The sequence below is a fragment of the Paenibacillus sp. P2(2022) genome (assembly GCF_029522175.1).
Lineage (GTDB): Bacteria > Bacillota > Bacilli > Paenibacillales > Paenibacillaceae > Paenibacillus > Paenibacillus polymyxa.
Map to the genome: position 1 here is coordinate 494325 of NZ_JAKWFI010000003.1, position 18165 is coordinate 512489.

Sequence of the window (18165 nt, forward strand, 5' to 3'; positions counted from 1 at the left end):
CCTATCAGGAAGCTGTATCCGCAGGCAGGGACACTTCGTCCGCGTAGTTCGTTGCCATAATCTTGGCTACCTCAGCCGGGTCAGTTGTCTGGCCCAACGCCCACATCATTTTCGTTACCAGCGCTTCTGTTGTCATGTCATACCCCGGAATAACACCCTTTTCCAGCACCTTCTGCCCTACCTCATAAATCGTCAGGTCCCCGCCCTCATAAGGACATTGAGTGGTAACAACAATACTCATACCGTCCTTCATCAGATCCTCAATTTTACTGATGAGGCTCCTTTCTTTAAAAGGCACGCCGCCCATGCCAAAGCCCTCAATGACGATACCTTTATAGCCCAAGCTCTGAATAGCATCAAAAATCGCCGGGTTTGTACCTGGAATCAGCCTGAGCAGAAATACTTCAGAAGCATACCTGTCATTGTATGGGTGACGAACGGTATCACGATTTGCAAATACGCCCTCCGTATAGACCACCTTGCCATTCTCCACGAGACCTATGTACGGATAGTTAATACTCTCAAAAGCATTATAGCTGCGTGTTCTGATCTTCGAGCTGCGGCTGCCGTTGATAATCTTGCCATTAAACACGACAAAAACCCCTGCTACCTCGCCACATGCGGTCAGGAATGAGTCAATTACATTTTTTTTGGAATCGCTGTGCTCCGCCAATATGGATACTTGTGACCCTGTCACAACGACGGGTTTGTCCACAGTCCCCAACATAAAGCTCAGGGCTGAAGCCGTATAAGCCATCGTATCCGTGCCATGGGCAATAACAATACCGTCGTATTGATCGAGCGAACGATGTACCATCCGGGCGATGGAAGCCCAATCCTCTGGTTGTGTATTGGTGCTATCAATGCTCATCAGATTGTAGGCATCAATCTCGCAAATTTCCTGGAGCTCTGGAATTTCAGCCAAAATATTTTCAGCCGATTGAGTTGGAGTCAGGCCGTTTTCCTGATAGGAGGAAGAAATTGTTCCTCCGGTATTAATGAACAGAACCTTTTTCATTTGCCAATGTTCCTTCCCGATTACAACTTCACTTTATTGTTCTTAGAATTTATCATGAATAAGGGTGATTAGCTACTTTGCTAAAGAAAAGAAATAATGAAGGATGGTGCATTCATGAATCTGGAGCAGCTAGCAACCGTCATCCCGTTGCTGGAGCATATCGAATACGGCAACACCTCTCAGACCCTGCATCCTGGCTCCGACAGCCATCTCCTGATTGTTGCGCTGCACGGACATGTCACTCTCTCAGCTAAAGACCAAGAGCCGGTTATTTTCACGCAGGGCTTTGCCTTTCATAATCAATATGGCGCTTGCAGCATTCAGGTCCCCAAAACCCGGGAAGCCGAATATATCGTGCTTACGTATCGTGTGCTGCAAGGCGAATCCACGGATTGGACGCTGCATGGTCCGTTGCGTACCTTGAGTGAATACAAAATCAAATATATGCTGGACGAGCTGCTACGAACAACAGCCCCAAGCATTCAGGATGAAGCTGGCGTGGAAAAGGCGGCCCGGCAATTTCGAAAAAGACTACTTCTGGAGCGCTTGCTATTCATTTATATCTATGAGACGCATATGGTGCAGGACAACCACAACTCATCGGTATCTATTGAACAATCCCTGTCTTATATCCATGAGCATTATATGCTCAAGCTGACCTTGCCGCTTCTGGCTGATCGGGCGGGCATGAGTGAAGGACATTACACGGTGTTGTTCAAAAAAGCCACTGGCGTGACCATGACCCAGTATTTACGTCATCTCCGTATCCAAAAAGCGAAGCAAATGTTCCAGCAGACCCGACTTCCAGCCAAGGAAGTCGCCCAACGGGTCGGATTTACGGATTATTTTCATTTTAGTCGTATTTTTAAAAAAGAAGTCGGCTGCTCCCCCACCCAGTTTGAAAGAATCTAATAATATAACATGTAACGTCTACAAATCAGACATGGTATAAAAGAGAGGTTGCCGCTAAAATTCAAATGAGAATAATTATTATTATCAGGAGGAAACAGGATGCATCATTGGTTTACACGTATATTGGGTCTCACCTTCACCTTACTGCTCGCTATTAGCTTGGCAGCTTGTAGTTCATCCTCCACGAATCAGACTGCGGCAAACGACAATTCGACGGGTTCCCAACCAGCGAACAGCTCATCTGACGGAGACCGTATCACCGTTCAGGACGCACTCGGAACTGTCACTTTACCAGGCAAGCCTGCACGTATTATTTCAATGGATTTCAGCTTTACGGACATGCTGGTGACTCTGGGTGTGCAGCCTATCGGAATTGCCGATGACGGTACGCCTGAGCTGTTCATGGATTCCGTGAAAAGTAAGCTGAAGGACTACACTTCCGTAGGCTCCCGTTATGAACCCAACATTGAACTGATCAGCTCATTGCAGCCTGATCTGATTATTGTGGATATTAATAAGCACAAAAATGCCCTAACTCAATTGAAAGGCATTGCCCCAGTGCTGGCACTGGACGATTTTCAGGCAGACTATGAGCATATGCTAAAAAACTACACGATCCTCGCTACGGCCGTAGGTAAAAGTGAAGAGGCTCAAAAACGCCTAAAAGAACATCAGGTCAAAATGGATGCAGCCAAAAAGAAGCTGAAGAACACCTCTTTGACCGTACTGCCTGCTGTCGTCAATCCTAAAGGCTTCTTCGCCCATTCGGACCATGCGTATACTGGCTCCATTGTGAAGCTATTAGGCTTTACCGATCCGGTACACAGCGACAAGGCATATCCCGAGCTGACGCTGGAGCAGTTGGTTGAAGCCAATCCACAGGTACTGTTCCTGATGCCGACAGACCCTGCAACGATCGTGAACCAGTGGGAAAGCAATCCCTTGTGGCAAAAAATAAACGCAGTTAAAAACAACCGTGTATTTACGGTAGAACGACGTAATTGGTCCTTGTCCCGCGGGATGCTGGGAAGTGAAAAAATAGCCGAGGACATCGTAAACAGCCTGGGAGAGAAGTAAAATGATCTATTCCATATCCTCAAAGAAGCAGAGCAGTTCGCGGTTTCTGCTCTTCCTGTTTTTAGTATCTTTGATTTTATTAATCCTGGGCTTGTTATTCAGCCTCAAATGGGGCCCCGCCTCTATATCGTGGGCTGAACTGTATCAGGCATTGACCTATCAGCGCAGCGACAAGGTACATCTGTACATTCAGACGCTGCGCCTGCCGCGCACCCTGACCGCCTGCATGGTCGGTATCCTGCTGGCGCTGGCGGGGCTATTGACCCAGCTCACCACACGAAATCCGCTGGCTTCACCACATGTATTTGGCATTAACGCTGGGGCTTCTCTCGCCGTGGTGCTGGGACTCGTCTTATCCGCACAGCTATCGGCAACATCCACGATGCTGATGGCCTTTGCTGGGGCAGCGGCAGGTGCATGGCTGGTCTGGTCGCTGGCTGGATTCGCAGACAAGCAGCCTGTTCGCTTGGCGCTGGCGGGCATCACCATTCATTTCATGCTGTCGTCACTAACAGAGGGCTTCATTATATTAAATCAGTACTCTACGGAGTCCATGATTTTCTGGCTGGCTGGCTCTGTCAGTCAGGCGGGCTGGACAGAGGTACGAATGATACTTCCTTTTTTCATTGCGAGCCTTGTGCTGCTCGTTATGCTGTTGCCAGCCCTGCGACTGCTGCTATTGGAGGATGAGATCGCAGCCGGACTAGGGCAGCGCGTCCCTCTTGTTCGAGCGCTGGCTCTGCTGCTGGTTATCGTAATGGCAGGCTCAGCCGTGGCGGTATGCGGACCGATCGGCTTTGTCTGTCTGATCGTACCCCACATCGCCCGGGCGCTGGTTGGAACACGTCTCTCGTTGCTCGTTCCGATGACAGCGCTTGGCGGAGGACTGCTGCTGGTGTATGCGGATCTCCTCAGCCGCATCATTTCTTTTCCGTTCGAATCGCCCGTGGGAATTGTAACCTCTGCTATCGGGGGGCCGTTTTTTATCTATCTGGCCCGTAAAAAAAGGAGGGGGACACGATGACCAGAACTTTCTATCTTGTGGCCGCCTTGCTTTTGCTGCTCCTGCTCGGCATCGTTTCGGTCAGTGTGGGAGCACTTCCTATTCCCTTGCGTGATGTCAGCTCGGCTCTGCTGGATACGCACAGCCGTTTTCATTTTATCGTATACGAGGTTCGCTTGCCCCGGACGTTGGTTGGACTGCTGGCAGGCATGGGACTAGCCGTGGCAGGAGCTATTCTGCAAAGTCTGTTTCGCAATCCGCTAGCCAGTCCTGACGTGATCGGCATTTCCAAAGGAGCCGGATTTGCAGCGGCGGCTGTGATTTTCCTGTTCCCCCAGTCTCCAGCCTATATCCTGCCCTTGGCGGCGTTTGGCGGAGCCGTGGGAACATTCCTGATTCTGCTGCTGCTCAGCCGTAGACTTACGCTGGCGCCAGCAGCTCTAGCTCTGGTCGGGGTCGCTATGGGGGCCATCCTCATGGCAGCCACGCAGTATCTCATCGTAACCCATCCGACCAATGTGAACACGGCTTTGCTCTGGATGTCAGGCAGCCTATGGGGCCGGAGCTGGCGGGAGGTCATCTCACTGCTGCCCTGGATCATTGTCTTGCTGCCCTTGGTCTGGGGCAGCTACCGAAAGCTGAATGTTTACCAGCTTGGCGATGAGACCATTACTTCCCTCGGGGTACATATGACTCGCCAGCGCCTGCTGCTTCTATTGCTTGCCGTTACACTGGCCGGAATTTCAGTCTCGGCGGTCGGCGCCATCGGCTTCATCGGACTGATGGCACCCCATATGGCTCGAAGATTTGTTGGCAGCCACAATCAGTGGCTGATTCCGCTGGCTGCCCTGCTGGGAGCGAATCTGATGCTGCTGGGCGACATCTTGGGCAGAATGCTCATTGTTCCACGTGAAATACCCGTCGGGATCATGACAGCACTTGTGGGCGCTCCTTATTTTGTGTATTTACTGCGGAAGGAACGCAGCAGAAGATCATTCTGATTCCCCGATACCCACAGGAAAAGACCTTTCATCCTACCTGAGGATTCTCCGGGTACATCCACTAGTAGCCTGATGCATCTATATATAGCACGCCAAAAAGCACGTCAGACATACGACAGGTTTCCCTTCTCCTGCGATAAGTCTAACGTGCTTTTTACTCTAAGTTCTACCCCTTTCCGCGTCACTTTACGGATTACGGTTGCTCCTGTAACGTTCTTTGCCCCAAAGCTTTGCCCAAAAATTGCCGTGTCCGTTCTTCCTTCGGATGATTGAAAAACTGCTCCACCGGTCCCTGTTCTACGATCGCACCATGCTCCATCAGCACGACCCGATCCGCTACATCCCTCGCAAAACCAAGCTCATGCGTGACAATAATCATCGTATTGCCTTCACTCGCCACCTTTTGAATCACGGACAGCACTTCATCCACCAGTTCAGGATCAAGCGAGGATGTCGGCTCATCGAACAACAGCACCTGCGGATTCAGCGCCAAAGCGCGGGCAATCGCAACACGCTGCTGCTGTCCACCCGAAAGCTGGGCAGGATAATAGGTCATACGATCCTTTAACCCGACCTTTTCCAAAATGCCTTCACTGATCTCCCTTGCCTGCTTGCGATCCATCTTTTTCACACTGGTCAGACCAACCATCACGTTGTGGAGTGCATTCAAATTTTTAAACAGCTGATATTGCTGAAATACCATTGCCGTTGCCATCCGCAGTCCGAGAACGTCCTTTTTTCCGGCCTTGGCTGCATCTACCTTCAGGCCATCAATTTCAATGGTACCGCTGGTCGGCTGTTCCAAAAAATTAATGCTGCGCAGCAGTGTGGACTTCCCCGATCCGCTTGGGCCCAGAATGACCACCACTTCTCCCTTACCTACTGTCAGGTCTATGCCCTTTAACACATGATGCTGCCCAAAATGCTTATCAATTTGATGAAGTTGAATCATGCCCTTACTCACTTCTTTCGTATATTCGGATACGCTTCTCCAGCACAACAAGCCCGCGCTCAATAATGATGCACACCAGCCAGTAGATCAAAGACACCGCAACATAGACCTCAAAAAAAGCCAACGCCCGCGCGCCCATAATTTTGGCCTGTCCCATCATATCGACGACACCAATCATAAAGATAAAAGACGTATCCTTCACTGTACTGATCAGCGTATTTCCCAGATTGGGCAAAGCCACCGTTAGCGCCTGCGGCAATACAATTTTAAGCATAATCTGTGTTTGGCTCATTCCGATGGAATTGGCCGCCTCAAACTGTCCCCGATCGACCGAATGAATCGCTGCCCGGAACGTCTCCGACAAATACCCCCCCAGGTTCAATGAAAATGAGAGCAACGCAAACAGCTCGGGTGGAATGACGTAGACATTGAATTGCTGCAAGAAGCCATATTCGCTCTGAAAATAATACAAAAACTTGGGTATTCCGTAATATACGAGAAACAGCTGCACAATGAGCGGTGTTCCCCGGATGTACGAGACATACAATGTAGACAAGGGTGCCAAGACAGGCACCTTGTATATCCGGATTAAGGCCGTAGCTAACCCGATGATCGCACCCAGCAGCATGGAGACAAACGCAATCCATAAGGTAACGGGGAGATACTCCACGATCTGGGGAAGGCTTTTCAGCATATAATCTAAATCAAACAGCTTTTCCATAGGAACCCCACTCTATTCTTTACATTGTGATTACTGAGGAATAAATTCTCCACCTGTCCACTGTTCAGACAATTTTTTCAGTGTTCCGTCCGCTTTAAGCTCTTTAATAATCGGGTCGATTTTAGCTTTCAGTTCTTCACCCTGCTTATCCTTCTTGAACACTAGATTGATGTTATCGCTTTGCACAGGCTCGCCCACAGCTTCCACCTGTAAGCCTTCCTTCTTGATCGTTGCTGCCGCCATCACTGGATCATTCACATAAGCGTCCACTCGGCCATTTTGCACATCTTGAAGGTTGTCGGACGAAGTGCCTGTATCATTATATTTTAAAATAATTTTGTTACCGTTCTTCGCATTATACTGCTCCAGCAACTGCGTATAGGAATCGCCTACCGAGGCGGCTACCTTCTTGCCCTCCAAATCCTTGAGAGAATGGATATCCGTTCTACCCTTTTTCACAATAATAACCGACTGAGCCGAGAAATAGGACTCATCCGAAAACAAATACTTCTTCTCACGCTCAGGATTTTTGGCAACTTCATCTGCGATGATCTGCACTTTATTCGCATCCAGCGCAAGGAATATCGCATCCCAGCCCGAAGGTACAAATTCAATCTTATAGCCGTCCAGCTTCTTATCGATCTCCTTGACTACTTCCACATCGTATCCGGTCAGCTCATTTTTATCATTCGTAAAGGCAAACGGCGGGTAGTCATTTTGTGTCCCCACATAGAGTACCTTATCCCCTGATGCCGCTTCCTTCGAGGAACAACCACTCAAGGCACCCGTTATTAACACAAGAGATAGCCCAATCGCTGCTACCCAAGCAGATTTCTTCATAAATGACATCCCCTTTTAAAATCCAAGTAATTTACTATGATTTTATATTATAACGAGTTATTCAAATAATACAACTAGCAAATTTCATTTTGATTATCTAACCAGATGCCGCACAAAAAAAGACCCTTGCGGGTCAGTTGTTATTCATGAAGCGGAAGGCGGTCTGCTGGATGCTCCGGCAAAATGGACGAAATTAAACATTGTACAGCCGGGTGAGCAGATTCAAAAATCTGATCTTTCTCAGCACAGTGCTCGACTAATTTCCCTTGTTCCATCACAGCAATGCCATCACAGACGGCGTAGGCCGCTCGAATATCATGTGTGATAAACAGATATGACAATCCAAATGAAGTTTTCAGCTCTTCCAACAGGGATAAAATGCGCATCTGATGAACCATATCCAGACTGCTGACGGACTCATCCAGTACGATCAGCTTGGGTCTGAGCGCAATCGCCCGTGCAATGTTAATCCGCTGTAATTGTCCGCCGCTGAATTGATGCGGATATTTATTCCGATCCTCCGGCTTAAGACCCACCCGCTCCAGCAGATTTTCTACCGTTCTTTTTTGTTCCTGCACTGATAACCGCTCGTAATTGTCCAAGGGCTCTCCGATAATCTGTCCGGCGGTCATGCGAGGGTTTACAGCAGAATAGCAGTCCTGGAATACAACCTGCATATCCCGTCGCAATCCCCTGCGTACTTGAGGACTTCCATTATAGATGTCCTGCCCCTGAAACAGCACCTGACCCTCCTGCGGCTTCTCCAGCCCCAGAATAACCTTGCCCAGCGTGCTCTTCCCCGCTCCACTGGTTCCAAGCAGTCCTAGGCAAAATCCGCTCTCTATGGTAAGCGACACATCAGTGAGCACAGGGAGACGTGATTCGGAGCGGCCCAGCCATTTGCGCTTTCTATAGCTATGAGTTACTTCCTTCACTTGCAGCACATGCATTTGCTCCCCTTTTGAAAGTATCCAACAGGCAACTCATCGCCCTACTGATTTATGCCCTGAAGGGACAACTTAGGCCTGGCCTGCAACAGCATTTTCGTATATTCATGCTGTGGATGGTCGAACAACTGAAACACCTCTGCCTGCTCAACAATACGCCCCCGCTGCATCACTGCCACTTCATCCGCCATTTGGGAGATGACACCCAGATCATGCGAGATCAGCAAAATAGACGTGTCATATTCCGTACGTAAGCGATCCAACTCTCTCAGCACCTGTAGCTGATTAACCACATCGAGTGCCGTCGTCGGTTCATCCGCAATAACCACTGCTGGCCGCAGGCACATGGAAATGGCGATCATGACCCGTTGCAGCATCCCGCCACTCAACTGAAACGAATAACACTTCATTAGCTTGGCTGGATTGGGCAGATTCATATTTTCCAGAGCCGCTATAGCAAGATCACGGGCCTGTCGTTTACTTAATCCGGTATGCGTGCGGATCGTTTCCATAAACTGATCCCCAATCGTATATACTGGCGTAAAAGCCCTCATCGGATTTTGCATAATAAAAGCAATTGCCTTGCCCCGAATGCGGCGCATCTCCTCGGCTGGCATTCCATTCAACTCACGTCCGTTCAGACGAACACTGCCTTCCACATCCATCGTCTGGCGATCCAGTAGCTGGAGCAGCGCGTTACAGGTTACTGTTTTACCGCTACCACTCTCGCCGACAAGACCCAGAACCCGCCCCTTTTTCAGTTCAAAATGGATAGGTTCCAGCAGAGATACCGCCCCTGCATCAGTTTTGAGCTTTACCTGCAAGCCACTGACCTCCAGCACCTGCGTCTTGGCTGTGTCCTCCATCGTTGTCCCCACTCCTGTTTTACTGACGTTTGGCAATTCCATATCGGTCGGACAACGCCTCTCCCAATATATTGAAGGCCATTACCACCAGCAGAATCATGATACCCGGATAAATCATTAATTCCGGATGACTGCGGATGTATCCCGTTCCCTCATGAATCATGGCTCCCCATTCAGGAGTCGGCGGCTGGATGCCTAGACCCAGGAATGACAACGCGGAGATATCCATGATCGCCCAGCCCATCTCCAGCGTACCAATGACCACAATCGGCCGCAGCACATTCGGAATGATGTGCCGCCGGATAATGGCCCCTGAGGAGGAGCCGCTAATCCTTGCGGCCGCTATAAAATTCTGCTCTTTCAGACTGACGACCATATTGCGGCACATTCGGGCATAGTACACCCACTGCACCAGCATCAAGGCAAACAGCACCTGCATGAGACCTGGCCCAAAAATACCAACAATGCCGAGCACAAGCACCAAGTTGGGAAACGCCATAATGCCTTCGCAAAACCGCATCAGTACACTATCGACCCAACCGCCCAAATAACCTGCAACTGATCCGATCACAACACCGATACTAAGCGAGGACAAGAAAATTAATGTCGCAAAGCCGAGCGAAATTCGCGCTCCATACAGCAGCCGGGATAGATTACACCGACCCAGATGGTCCGTTCCCAGCCAATACTCTTTTGAGGGGCCTTCCAGCCTATGCAGTAAATTGACTCTAACCGGATCATGAGGAGCTAGCCACGGAGCCAGCGCCATTATGATAAAAAGGGCTACCAGCACGACAGAGCAAACCACGATTACCTTTTGACCTTTGAACATTTTACGCAACCTTATCATCACTGCTCTGCTCGTCCCTTCGAAGAAATTCGGGGGTCCATATACAAGTGCACCAGATCAACGAGCAAATTGCATACGATGAACAGGCATGCCGCCAAAAACACATAGCATTGTATGACGGGAATATCCCGGTTAAAAATGGCTTCCACGAAATAACGGCCAAACCCAGGCCATGAAAACACCTGCTCCACAATAATCGTTCCAGTCAGCAACTTGCCCAGGTTCATGCCCATACTTGTTATTAGCGGAGTAATGGCCATTTTGAGTATGTGCCTGAGCATAATCACACGCTCGCGTATTCCTCTGGTTCTGGCATACTGGACATACGTTTCCTGAAGCTGTTCCAGCACACTGGAGCGCAACAGGCGCGTATATAAAGCAATCAGAACCAGCGACAGAGTCAACGTCGGCAACACCAGATGCTGCCACGTTCCCCGACCCTCTACAGGTAGCCAGTCCAATCGTACAGAGAAAAAGAAGATTAACAAATATCCCAGCCAGAACTGGGGAATAGATGCCCCGAAATACGAAATCCCTCGACTCAGTATGTCGATCCAGCCATTTTTACGCATCGCCGCCAACACACCCAGCGGAATGCTCACCACGATGGATAATGCCATGCTGCTTAAGGCCAGCTCAACAGTGGCAGGCAATCGAGCCTTCACCTCATCCCACACTGGCTTGTTGGTCAGATACGAACTACCAAAGTCCAACCGACTGATTCTTTGAAGTGTATGCATATACTGTGTCAGCAATGGCTGATCCAGCCCGAACTCATGCCTTTTCTGCTCCAGAATTTCCGGGGTAGGATAAATATGAGCAGCCGTCAAATAAGCTTCAGCCGGATCAACCGGTGAAATGTGAATGAGTGCAAAGGTAACAAGGGTGGCAAAGAGAACAATAGGAATGACCGCTACCATTCGCTTCCCGATATAGCTAATCATAGTTGTCCTCCTATCCTGTAAATTAACGTTACCTTCCCGTTTCAGTTACTTTCCAATTTCAATTCCCTCAAATGGATTTTCATCCCGATTAGCTGGGAATACAAAATTAGTAATCTTTTTCTGATACACTGCCGTCTTCTTAATATACGAAATAGGTACAATTGCAGATTGCTCCTGAAGTGTCTTCAGGATTGAGGCGTACAGCTCCTGACGCTTTGTTTCGTCTGTCGATGAAAGTGCTTCGTGTACTTGCTGATCCAGATCCTTCTTCATCGGAAGGGCGCTCAGCACCTCAGAAATTCCGAAGCTCTTCTTGGCAATAACATTAATAAAGGAATGCGGATCATAAGGCGCACCATAGTTGTACCAGAAATACAGATCAAACTGGTTGGATCTAAGCCGCTTGATTTGAACCGTCAGCTCCAGTCCGGTCAGATTCACTTTGACACCCAGCTCTCCCCATTCAGCCTGAATGGTTTCAGCCATCGCCTTTTGGATCGGATCGGTCTTATCGAAAATCAGCTCAAAATCCAGCTGTTGTCCGTCTTTCTCCCGTACTGTGCCGCCTGCGGGCAGCTTCCAGCCAGCCTCATCCAACAATGCTTTGGATTTTTCCACATCATAGCCTATTGGCTGTAAGTCGACATTCGTATACGGGTAGTTTTTGGATAAAACCGTATCCGCTGTTTCCTCGAGCCCCGAGGTTACGCCTTCCACCATCGCCTGCTTGTTAAATCCATGCTGGAGTGCCAGACGTACCCGAAGATCTGCCAGCTTGGGATTGGACGAATTGAGCAACAGGCTTCTTGTGCCGACAGGCTCGGACAGCGTGGTAACATACTGATTCGCGTCGCGAAGCTGTTTGAAAGCATCCAGGCTAATAACACCTTCTCCATAAATCAGATCCAGGTCGCCTTTTTCAAAGGCCATTACACGTGTTTCACCATCGGGAATAATTTTGACCGTAATTTTGTCCACCTTCGGTGCAGTACCCCAATAATTCGGGTTACGCTTAAAGGTTGCATACTCATCCTGCTTGTATTCATCCAGCATCCAAGGTCCTGTACCTACAGGTTTCTTAATTCCTTTGGACGTATCTCCATCATCCGGGAACCCGGCTTCACCCAAAAAACGGAACGGGCGAACGACAGACAGATCCTGAATAACTGGGTAGTATGGCTCTTTGAGCGTCATTCGGAACGTACTGTCATCTACAGCTTCAGTTTTATCGAGAACGCCTACTATACCAAGCCAGCTATGCGTTTTCTCATTTTTCATAATAGCGTCAAAGTTCTTTTTCACAATCGCCGCATTAAATAGCGTTCCATCGGAAAATTTCACACCTTTACGCAGCTTAAACGTATATGTCTTGCCGTCCTTGGATATGGTCCAGGATTCAGCCAAAGCAGGCTCTAGCTTGCCTCCTTGCTTGTAGCTGACTAACGGCTCATAAATCATGGATTGTGCAAATAGCTGGGAAGGGTTGTATACGTGAGGATTCATTGTACCAATGTCCCGTGGCCACGATAGCGTGATCGACTTTTCATTGGCAGCTCCGTTAGTAGAGGTGGATGCAGGTGTGTTCTCCTGCTTCGCGCAGCCCAGAATAACGGATAATAAGAGGAGCGTCACCAACATAAAGGTGGCAGTCTTGCGGTGTCGAACGGACATCAATGTATTTCCCCTTTTCTATATATGTGATAATGATTATCATAATCATATTTAGAATAGGTACCACATTATATTTTGTCAACAATATTCGACAAGCAAAGCTCTTATTTATTTTGAATTTGTATAATATTAAATTTATGGATTAATCCGCCAACGTTTGAAATAGAGTACGCGTGTATTCATGCTTCACTAGCTCTTCATCCCAATCCTCAAATATTTCCACGATCTCTCCCTGAACCATGACGGCAACACGATCACAGAACGTACGGGTGGATTGAAGATCATGGGTGATGAAAAGATAGGACAACTGACGTTCGAGCTGCATTCTTTTGAGCATGTTCAGCACGGAGGACTGGGTTGTCGTATCCAGATTGGCGACGGATTCATCGAACAGGATGATTTCTGGTTCAACGGCCAACGCCCGAGCAATGCACACCCGCTGTTTTTGTCCACCGCTTAGCTGCGCAGGGTATTTTTTCAGACTGTCAGCCTCTAACCCTACCGATTCCAGTAAGGAAAGGCAGATATCCAGTGCCCTTACTTTTCGCTCAGGAAAATAGTTGCAGATCGGCTCCATCAGAATATCTCGAATGGTCATACGGGGATGCAGTGAGGAGGCCGAGTCCTGCGCGACTAACTGGATTCGTTTGTACAGATGAATATCTTTCATCCTTCCGGTATGTATGGGCTGCTGATTCAGCCAGATTTCCCCCGAGGTCAACGACTCTAGCCCCAGGATACACTGTGCCAGCGTACTTTTGCCACTTCCGCTTTCTCCAACCAGTCCAAGGCATTCTCCCTGTCGTAATTCCAAGCTCACTTTCTTTATAGCCTGCTCACTGTGTTTCGTATTGAACCAGCCTTTTCTCCGTCTGCGGACAGGATAAGCTTTGGTGACGTTCTTCAATTCCAATATCACGGTTGCATCCTCCCTTCCGGGGTCATCTCCAATACTCGATCTGCTACGCGACTCATACCCTGACGATCATGTGAAATTAACAAAATAGTGAGCTCGAAATCCTCTCTCAACTGTAAAAGCAATGACAGAACCTTGTCGCGGTTGATCACATCCAGCGCTGTAGTGGGCTCGTCGGCAATAAAGAGGCGCGGGCCGGAGCTTAACATTGCAGCCAGCAGCACCCTTTGGCACATACCTCCGCTTAGTTCAAAAGGATATGATGACAGAATATACTCAGGATCGGCAAAACCGACCTTGCGGAGCAGAGAACACAAATAAGCTTCCTGCCCTGGAGTAGTGCGGCCTCCAGCCAGCTCCGTGACACGGTTCAGCATCTGTCGCATCCGTGACATTACGCCCTGTCGTCGATGGGTCTGCTGTGATGCAGTGTGGGACGGGGCAAGATCAGCCTGTCCCTGCTCCTTCTGGGCGTGCATTTGGCGCCGCCTGTGCAGTCTAAGCGTATCCGTCAGCTGGGCGCGGACGGTACGGATCGGATTCAGCCCGCTCAGCGATTGTTGAATGAGCAGGGCAATATCCTCACGGCGCAGTCTTTGCCAGCGCTGTTCATGGAATGGGATAATGTCTTCCCCGTTATAGTAGATGCACCCTTGCGTAACACCAACACTTGGGTCCAGCATACCCGCGATTGCGTGTGCGGTCAGGCTCTTGCCACATCCACTTGGTCCAGTCAGAGCCACAATTTCCCCTGGGTAGACGGAAAAGTTCACATCTCGCAGTAGCGGATTGCTCTCGCTTCCGCTTGCTCCTGCACCTGTACGACTAATCTCCAAATGTTCCACGTGTAACAACGGTTTTTGTACGTAAGCTCGCTCTATCGTATCCTTCCACCCTATGACTGGTCGTTTTCCCACTATTTCGCCGCCCCCTTTTCTGAAAAATGATCACCCAGAAGCTGGCAGGCAAGCACAAACAGCATAATCGCCAAACCCGGAAAGATCATAACATGCGGAGCCACCTGAAAATACGAGGTTGCATCATGCAGCATCACGCCCCACTCTGGCTTGGGCGGCTGTACACCCAATCCAAGAAAGGAGAGTCCAGCGATCATCAACACCACGTGTCCAATATCCCATACCGCATATACCAATAATTGCGGCCATACTTGTGGCAATACATAACGTCTTAGTATGCGCACGTGTGAATTGCCGGACAAACGGGCATACCGTACATAGTCCTCCTGGCAGGCTTTTTGAACCAAACTACGGATATAGCGGACATAGCCCGCCCACCGTACCGCAATAATCGCTAAGGTCATGTTGACGAAACCCGGCCCCAAAATACCCACAATCGCCACCGTTAAAATAATATCGGGAAAAGCCAGTACGCCATCGATTCCCCGCATAATCAGCTGATCCACGCGTCCTCGCACATAACCAATGAGCATGCCTGTGGGCAGACTAATACACAGCGTTGCTACCGTAATCGCACAAGCGATTAACACGCTTGTCCGAATTCCATAAATGAGCCGTGACAGCACATCCCGACCCAGATGATCCGTACCGAAAGGATATTTACGGCTGGGTGGTGCCAAACGGTTCAGAAGGTCCACATGCAGAGGATCATGCGGAGCGGCCCAGGGAGCCAGCAACCCAAGCAGCACGATCAGGCCAAACAGTGCGCCCCCTGCCAGCAAGCTTCCTCTAAAGGAAAGCCGTATCTTTTTCATTTTCAGCTTCCCCCTTAACGCAAACGCAGCCTTGGATCTATCACCGTCTGGACCACATCCACCAAACACTGAACACCTACAATTAAAAACGCGGCAAACATAACATATCCCTGAATCACCGGGTAATCCCGCTGCGTAATTGCATCTATAAAATACTTTCCTAACCCTGGCCATGAAAAAATGGTTTCTACGATGACGTTACCTGCCAGCATAAATGATAGATTCGTACCTAATAGCGTGATCATAGGCAGAACGGCATGTTTAAATATCTCAAAAAAGAGAATATGCATACGTGAAAAACCGCGAGCTCTCGCTGCCTTCACAAAATTCCGGTCACTCAGCTCCAGCATCTGAGCACGCAATACACGGGCTTGCACCGTTCCCAATCCTGCACCAAGCGTCAGCGCTGGGAGCACTAAATGTGTCCAGTCCTCCCTTCCCATGGATGGGAGCCAGCCCAAGCGAACGGAAAATAGATAGATCAGCAGAAACCCAAGCCAAAAAGAAGGAATTGACGATCCCAGCAAAGCGAACAGCCTGCCCAGACGATCTAGTGGACCGCTGACTTTTAGCGAGGCAGCCAGTCCCATCCCAAGCGTAAGCACCGCCATGACGGCAAAGCCCGCCAAAGCTAGCTCCACCGTAGCGGGCAGTCTGCTCCATAGTTCGTTTAGCACTGACTCCTTGGACACATACGAGGTTCCCCAATGTCCTGTGAACACATCCCTCAGCCAGTTCACATATTGAATATGAAGCGGCTCATTCAAGCCCAGTTCGTTTCGCAGCGCGGTTAGCGCCTCCCCAGAAGCAGGAACATTATGCGCGGTGAGCAAAATGAGAGCAGGGTCACCAGGGGCCAGCCTCATCAGTACAAAAGTCAGCGTAGATACAACGAATACAATGATGGGCAGCTGCGCCACACGTTCCAATATAAAACGAATCATAGGATACGTTGCTCGTTATTCCGCAATATCAGATTGCGCTGTAATGTAGTAATACTCGATCGGATGCGGTGTAAAGCCCTTTACTCCTTTTTTCACACCAAACACATTGTCAGGGTGCACAATGAACGACTGCGGTAAATCTGTATTGATGATATCCAGCGCTTGCAGTGTTACCGCATTACGCTGTGCGGTATCCTTCGCCAACTTCAGGCTGTGAAGAATATTCTCCAGCGGTTTGGAAGCATAACGGCTTACATTCGCTTCACTTGTAGAGGAGTAGAACATGTCCATAAAATACTGCGGCTCCCCTGTATGGGCCGTGAGCATGCTGTACATAGCAAAATCCCAATCATTTTTGGTCAATGCCTCGTCGATATTTTCCACCTTGCGAATCTTGACCTGGATTCCCTCATTCAGCAATTGGCTCTGAATCACCTCAGCCATGACGGATAGCTCCGGACGCTGTGGGAAGGTCAGCAGCGTAACCTCGAATGGCTTGCCCTGCTTGGTCCACGTACCTTGGGCATCCTTCTGCCAGCCATCCTTCGTCAACAACTGCTCCGCCGTTCCGTCCAATGCTTTGCGCTCAATCTTACCGAAGGGAAGAATGCTCGGAAACGGGCTGCTTGCTTCCGTACCGAAGCCTCTCATGACGGCGCTCACAATGGATGCGCGCGGAATCAGACTGTCCACCACCTTACGGTTGGTTGCATCCTTGAACACAGGTGATTCCATGTTGTACACAATCATATGGGTGCGCAAGGATGGAGCCGACAGCACTTGTAGCTTGTCGTTCTTTTTTAATACCTCTGCGTTATCTACCGGAATATCCGTCGCTACATCCACCTCACCAGATTGTAACGCCATCAGGCGCGAATTACCGTCCGTAATGAATTTCATCGTCGCTTCGGCCAATCGCGCCTTTTCGCCCCAGTATCCGTCATAACGCTCGACGACCAAGGATTGATCCTTGTTGAAGGCTTTGATTTTAAAAGCACCTGTCATTGCAGGGTAGCTTTGCTCATCTTTCATGGATGCCACATCCAGTACAATCGTTGACGGATCAGCCAAATTGGATACCAGCGCTGCATTCGGCTGGTTTGTCGTAATTTTCAGCGTCAGCGGACCAGTTACATCAATGGACTTCACATCCAGTAAATCCTTCGCCAGATGGCTTTTTTCGATTGAGCGCAGCAAAGATGCTTTTACACTTACTGCATCCATGCTCTTTCCATTATGAAACGTGACCTTATCCTGCACGCTGAACGACCACACATTAGGACTATCATGCTTCCACTCCTTGGCTAGCCAAGCTACAGGTTCCAGTTTTTCATTCAAACGAATGAGTGTCTCACCGGCACCGGAACGCATCACATCCCAGCTATTGTCTCCATGCGGATCGACGCCTGACGGTTTCCACGTATACGCCATCACCAGCTTTTTATCTGCTTGAGTCTGTTGTGCAGACGTGTTCTCACCCTTGCCCGAGCTATCCTCCGTCTTCGTGGCTGCGCCACATCCCGAAAGAGTCATAACTGCCATCAGCAGCAGCAATCCTGTACATATGAACCATGAACGCCTATTACGATTGCCTATCATCCCACATTTCCCCCTCTATCTTGTAAAATCGTATAAACCTAACGCAAAACGCGAAAAAGCATTCCCAACCACTTGATCAGCAGTCAGAAATGCTTTCATTATAAAATGTCAAAACTCACCTCAAAGCCAGCTCCAAAAACATAGAAGGGATCAGATCGGTTTCAGACATTCC

Annotated in this window: 18 protein-coding genes; 4 read left to right on the forward strand and 14 right to left on the reverse strand. The window is 49.2% G+C overall.

From position 1 onward, the window contains the following. Positions 1 to 4: 4 nt before the first annotated feature. Positions 5 to 1018, reverse strand: coding sequence for an asparaginase (locus MMB75_RS13960; protein ID WP_045244741.1), 1014 nt, complete (start codon positions 1016 to 1018; stop codon positions 5 to 7). A 114-nt stretch (positions 1019 to 1132) separates the two neighbouring features. Between MMB75_RS13960 and MMB75_RS13965 the strand changes: the two genes are divergently transcribed. The 4 genes from MMB75_RS13965 to MMB75_RS13980 all read left to right on the forward strand — a co-directional run bounded on the left by MMB75_RS13965 (position 1133) and on the right by MMB75_RS13980 (position 5011). Further along, entirely contained in the window at positions 1133 to 1930 is a 798-nt protein-coding gene (locus MMB75_RS13965) for a helix-turn-helix domain-containing protein (protein ID WP_045244742.1), read from the forward strand. A 99-nt stretch (positions 1931 to 2029) separates the two neighbouring features. Next, positions 2030 to 3007 carry an ABC transporter substrate-binding protein gene (locus MMB75_RS13970; RefSeq protein ID WP_045244743.1) on the forward strand — a complete coding sequence of 326 codons (978 nt, stop codon included), beginning with the start codon at positions 2030 to 2032 and terminating at the stop codon, positions 3005 to 3007. 1 nt (position 3008) lies between these two features. Beyond that, positions 3009 to 4031, forward strand: a complete 1023-nt coding sequence (locus MMB75_RS13975) for a FecCD family ABC transporter permease (RefSeq protein ID WP_277508109.1) — start codon at positions 3009 to 3011, stop codon at positions 4029 to 4031. Continuing rightward, on the forward strand, positions 4028 to 5011 hold the full coding sequence (locus tag MMB75_RS13980; RefSeq protein ID WP_045244745.1) for a FecCD family ABC transporter permease: 984 nt from the start codon (positions 4028 to 4030) through the stop codon (positions 5009 to 5011). The genes MMB75_RS13975 and MMB75_RS13980 overlap by 4 nt, the downstream gene beginning before the upstream one ends. A gap of 193 nt (positions 5012 to 5204) precedes the next feature. Here MMB75_RS13980 and MMB75_RS13985 read toward each other — a convergent pair whose 3' ends face one another. The 13 genes from MMB75_RS13985 to MMB75_RS14045 all read right to left on the reverse strand — a co-directional run bounded on the left by MMB75_RS13985 (position 5205) and on the right by MMB75_RS14045 (position 17993). Then, positions 5205 to 5963 (reverse strand): amino acid ABC transporter ATP-binding protein, encoded by a 759-nt coding sequence (locus tag MMB75_RS13985; RefSeq protein WP_045244746.1) that lies wholly within the window; start codon positions 5961 to 5963, stop codon positions 5205 to 5207. Between the two features lie 4 nt (positions 5964 to 5967). After that, the gene (locus MMB75_RS13990; protein ID WP_016822612.1) at positions 5968 to 6684 is read right to left on the reverse strand and encodes an amino acid ABC transporter permease; all 717 of its coding nucleotides are present in this window, start codon (positions 6682 to 6684) and stop codon (positions 5968 to 5970) included. Between the two features lie 30 nt (positions 6685 to 6714). Beyond that, positions 6715 to 7524: a transporter substrate-binding domain-containing protein gene (locus MMB75_RS13995; protein WP_016822611.1), complete on the reverse strand. Its 810-nt coding sequence runs from the start codon at positions 7522 to 7524 to the stop codon at positions 6715 to 6717. 140 nt (positions 7525 to 7664) lie between these two features. Beyond that, positions 7665 to 8474, reverse strand: a complete 810-nt coding sequence (gene nikE, locus MMB75_RS14000; protein ID WP_045244747.1) for a nickel import ATP-binding protein NikE — start codon at positions 8472 to 8474, stop codon at positions 7665 to 7667. Positions 8475 to 8515: 41 nt separating this feature from the next. Next, a complete protein-coding gene (locus tag MMB75_RS14005; RefSeq protein ID WP_045244748.1) occupies positions 8516 to 9337 on the reverse strand; it encodes an ABC transporter ATP-binding protein in 822 nt (273 codons plus the stop codon). 19 nt (positions 9338 to 9356) lie between these two features. Beyond that, entirely contained in the window at positions 9357 to 10187 is an 831-nt protein-coding gene (gene nikC, locus MMB75_RS14010; protein WP_045244749.1) for a nickel ABC transporter permease subunit NikC, read from the reverse strand. Further along, positions 10187 to 11131, reverse strand: coding sequence for a nickel ABC transporter permease subunit NikB (gene nikB, locus MMB75_RS14015; RefSeq protein ID WP_016822607.1), 945 nt, complete (start codon positions 11129 to 11131; stop codon positions 10187 to 10189). The genes nikC (MMB75_RS14010) and nikB (MMB75_RS14015) overlap by 1 nt, the downstream gene beginning before the upstream one ends. Before the next feature lie 45 nt (positions 11132 to 11176). Next, positions 11177 to 12802, reverse strand: a complete 1626-nt coding sequence (gene nikA / locus MMB75_RS14020; RefSeq protein WP_045244750.1) for a nickel ABC transporter substrate-binding protein — start codon at positions 12800 to 12802, stop codon at positions 11177 to 11179. A 142-nt stretch (positions 12803 to 12944) separates the two neighbouring features. Beyond that, positions 12945 to 13721: an ABC transporter ATP-binding protein gene (locus tag MMB75_RS14025; protein WP_045244751.1), complete on the reverse strand. Its 777-nt coding sequence runs from the start codon at positions 13719 to 13721 to the stop codon at positions 12945 to 12947. Then, entirely contained in the window at positions 13718 to 14635 is a 918-nt protein-coding gene (locus MMB75_RS14030; RefSeq protein WP_031462488.1) for an ATP-binding cassette domain-containing protein, read from the reverse strand. The genes MMB75_RS14025 and MMB75_RS14030 overlap by 4 nt, the downstream gene beginning before the upstream one ends. Further along, entirely contained in the window at positions 14635 to 15450 is an 816-nt protein-coding gene (nikC, locus tag MMB75_RS14035) for a nickel transporter permease (RefSeq protein WP_031462489.1), read from the reverse strand. The genes MMB75_RS14030 and nikC (MMB75_RS14035) overlap by 1 nt, the downstream gene beginning before the upstream one ends. Positions 15451 to 15464: 14 nt before the next feature. After that, complete coding sequence (nikB, locus tag MMB75_RS14040; protein WP_025366176.1) at positions 15465 to 16394, reverse strand: nickel ABC transporter permease; 930 nt, start codon at positions 16392 to 16394, stop codon at positions 15465 to 15467. A gap of 15 nt (positions 16395 to 16409) precedes the next feature. Beyond that, complete coding sequence (locus MMB75_RS14045; protein ID WP_039276467.1) at positions 16410 to 17993, reverse strand: ABC transporter substrate-binding protein; 1584 nt, start codon at positions 17991 to 17993, stop codon at positions 16410 to 16412. Between the last annotated feature and the right edge of the window lie 172 nt (positions 17994 to 18165).

What these genes read in the sequence shown, in the direction of transcription:
- MMB75_RS13970 (WP_045244743.1), top strand. Translation starts at nt 2,030, where the DNA reads ATGCATCATTGGTTTACACGTATATTGGGTCTCACCTTCACCTTACTG.
- MMB75_RS13960 (WP_045244741.1), bottom strand. Translation starts at nt 1,018, where the DNA reads ATGAAAAAGGTTCTGTTCATTAATACCGGAGGAACAATTTCTTCCTCC.
- MMB75_RS14045 (WP_039276467.1), bottom strand. Translation starts at nt 17,993, where the DNA reads ATGATAGGCAATCGTAATAGGCGTTCATGGTTCATATGTACAGGATTG.
- nikA (WP_045244750.1), bottom strand. Translation starts at nt 12,802, where the DNA reads ATGTCCGTTCGACACCGCAAGACTGCCACCTTTATGTTGGTGACGCTC.
- MMB75_RS13990 (WP_016822612.1), bottom strand. Translation starts at nt 6,684, where the DNA reads ATGGAAAAGCTGTTTGATTTAGATTATATGCTGAAAAGCCTTCCCCAG.
- MMB75_RS13980 (WP_045244745.1), top strand. Translation starts at nt 4,028, where the DNA reads ATGACCAGAACTTTCTATCTTGTGGCCGCCTTGCTTTTGCTGCTCCTG.
- nikC (WP_031462489.1), bottom strand. Translation starts at nt 15,450, where the DNA reads ATGAAAAAGATACGGCTTTCCTTTAGAGGAAGCTTGCTGGCAGGGGGC.
- MMB75_RS13975 (WP_277508109.1), top strand. Translation starts at nt 3,009, where the DNA reads ATGATCTATTCCATATCCTCAAAGAAGCAGAGCAGTTCGCGGTTTCTG.
- MMB75_RS13985 (WP_045244746.1), bottom strand. Translation starts at nt 5,963, where the DNA reads ATGATTCAACTTCATCAAATTGATAAGCATTTTGGGCAGCATCATGTG.
- MMB75_RS14005 (WP_045244748.1), bottom strand. Translation starts at nt 9,337, where the DNA reads ATGGAGGACACAGCCAAGACGCAGGTGCTGGAGGTCAGTGGCTTGCAG.
- nikB (WP_016822607.1), bottom strand. Translation starts at nt 11,131, where the DNA reads ATGATTAGCTATATCGGGAAGCGAATGGTAGCGGTCATTCCTATTGTT.
- nikE (WP_045244747.1), bottom strand. Translation starts at nt 8,474, where the DNA reads ATGCATGTGCTGCAAGTGAAGGAAGTAACTCATAGCTATAGAAAGCGC.
- MMB75_RS13995 (WP_016822611.1), bottom strand. Translation starts at nt 7,524, where the DNA reads ATGAAGAAATCTGCTTGGGTAGCAGCGATTGGGCTATCTCTTGTGTTA.
- nikC (WP_045244749.1), bottom strand. Translation starts at nt 10,187, where the DNA reads ATGATAAGGTTGCGTAAAATGTTCAAAGGTCAAAAGGTAATCGTGGTT.
- nikB (WP_025366176.1), bottom strand. Translation starts at nt 16,394, where the DNA reads ATGATTCGTTTTATATTGGAACGTGTGGCGCAGCTGCCCATCATTGTA.
- MMB75_RS13965 (WP_045244742.1), top strand. Translation starts at nt 1,133, where the DNA reads ATGAATCTGGAGCAGCTAGCAACCGTCATCCCGTTGCTGGAGCATATC.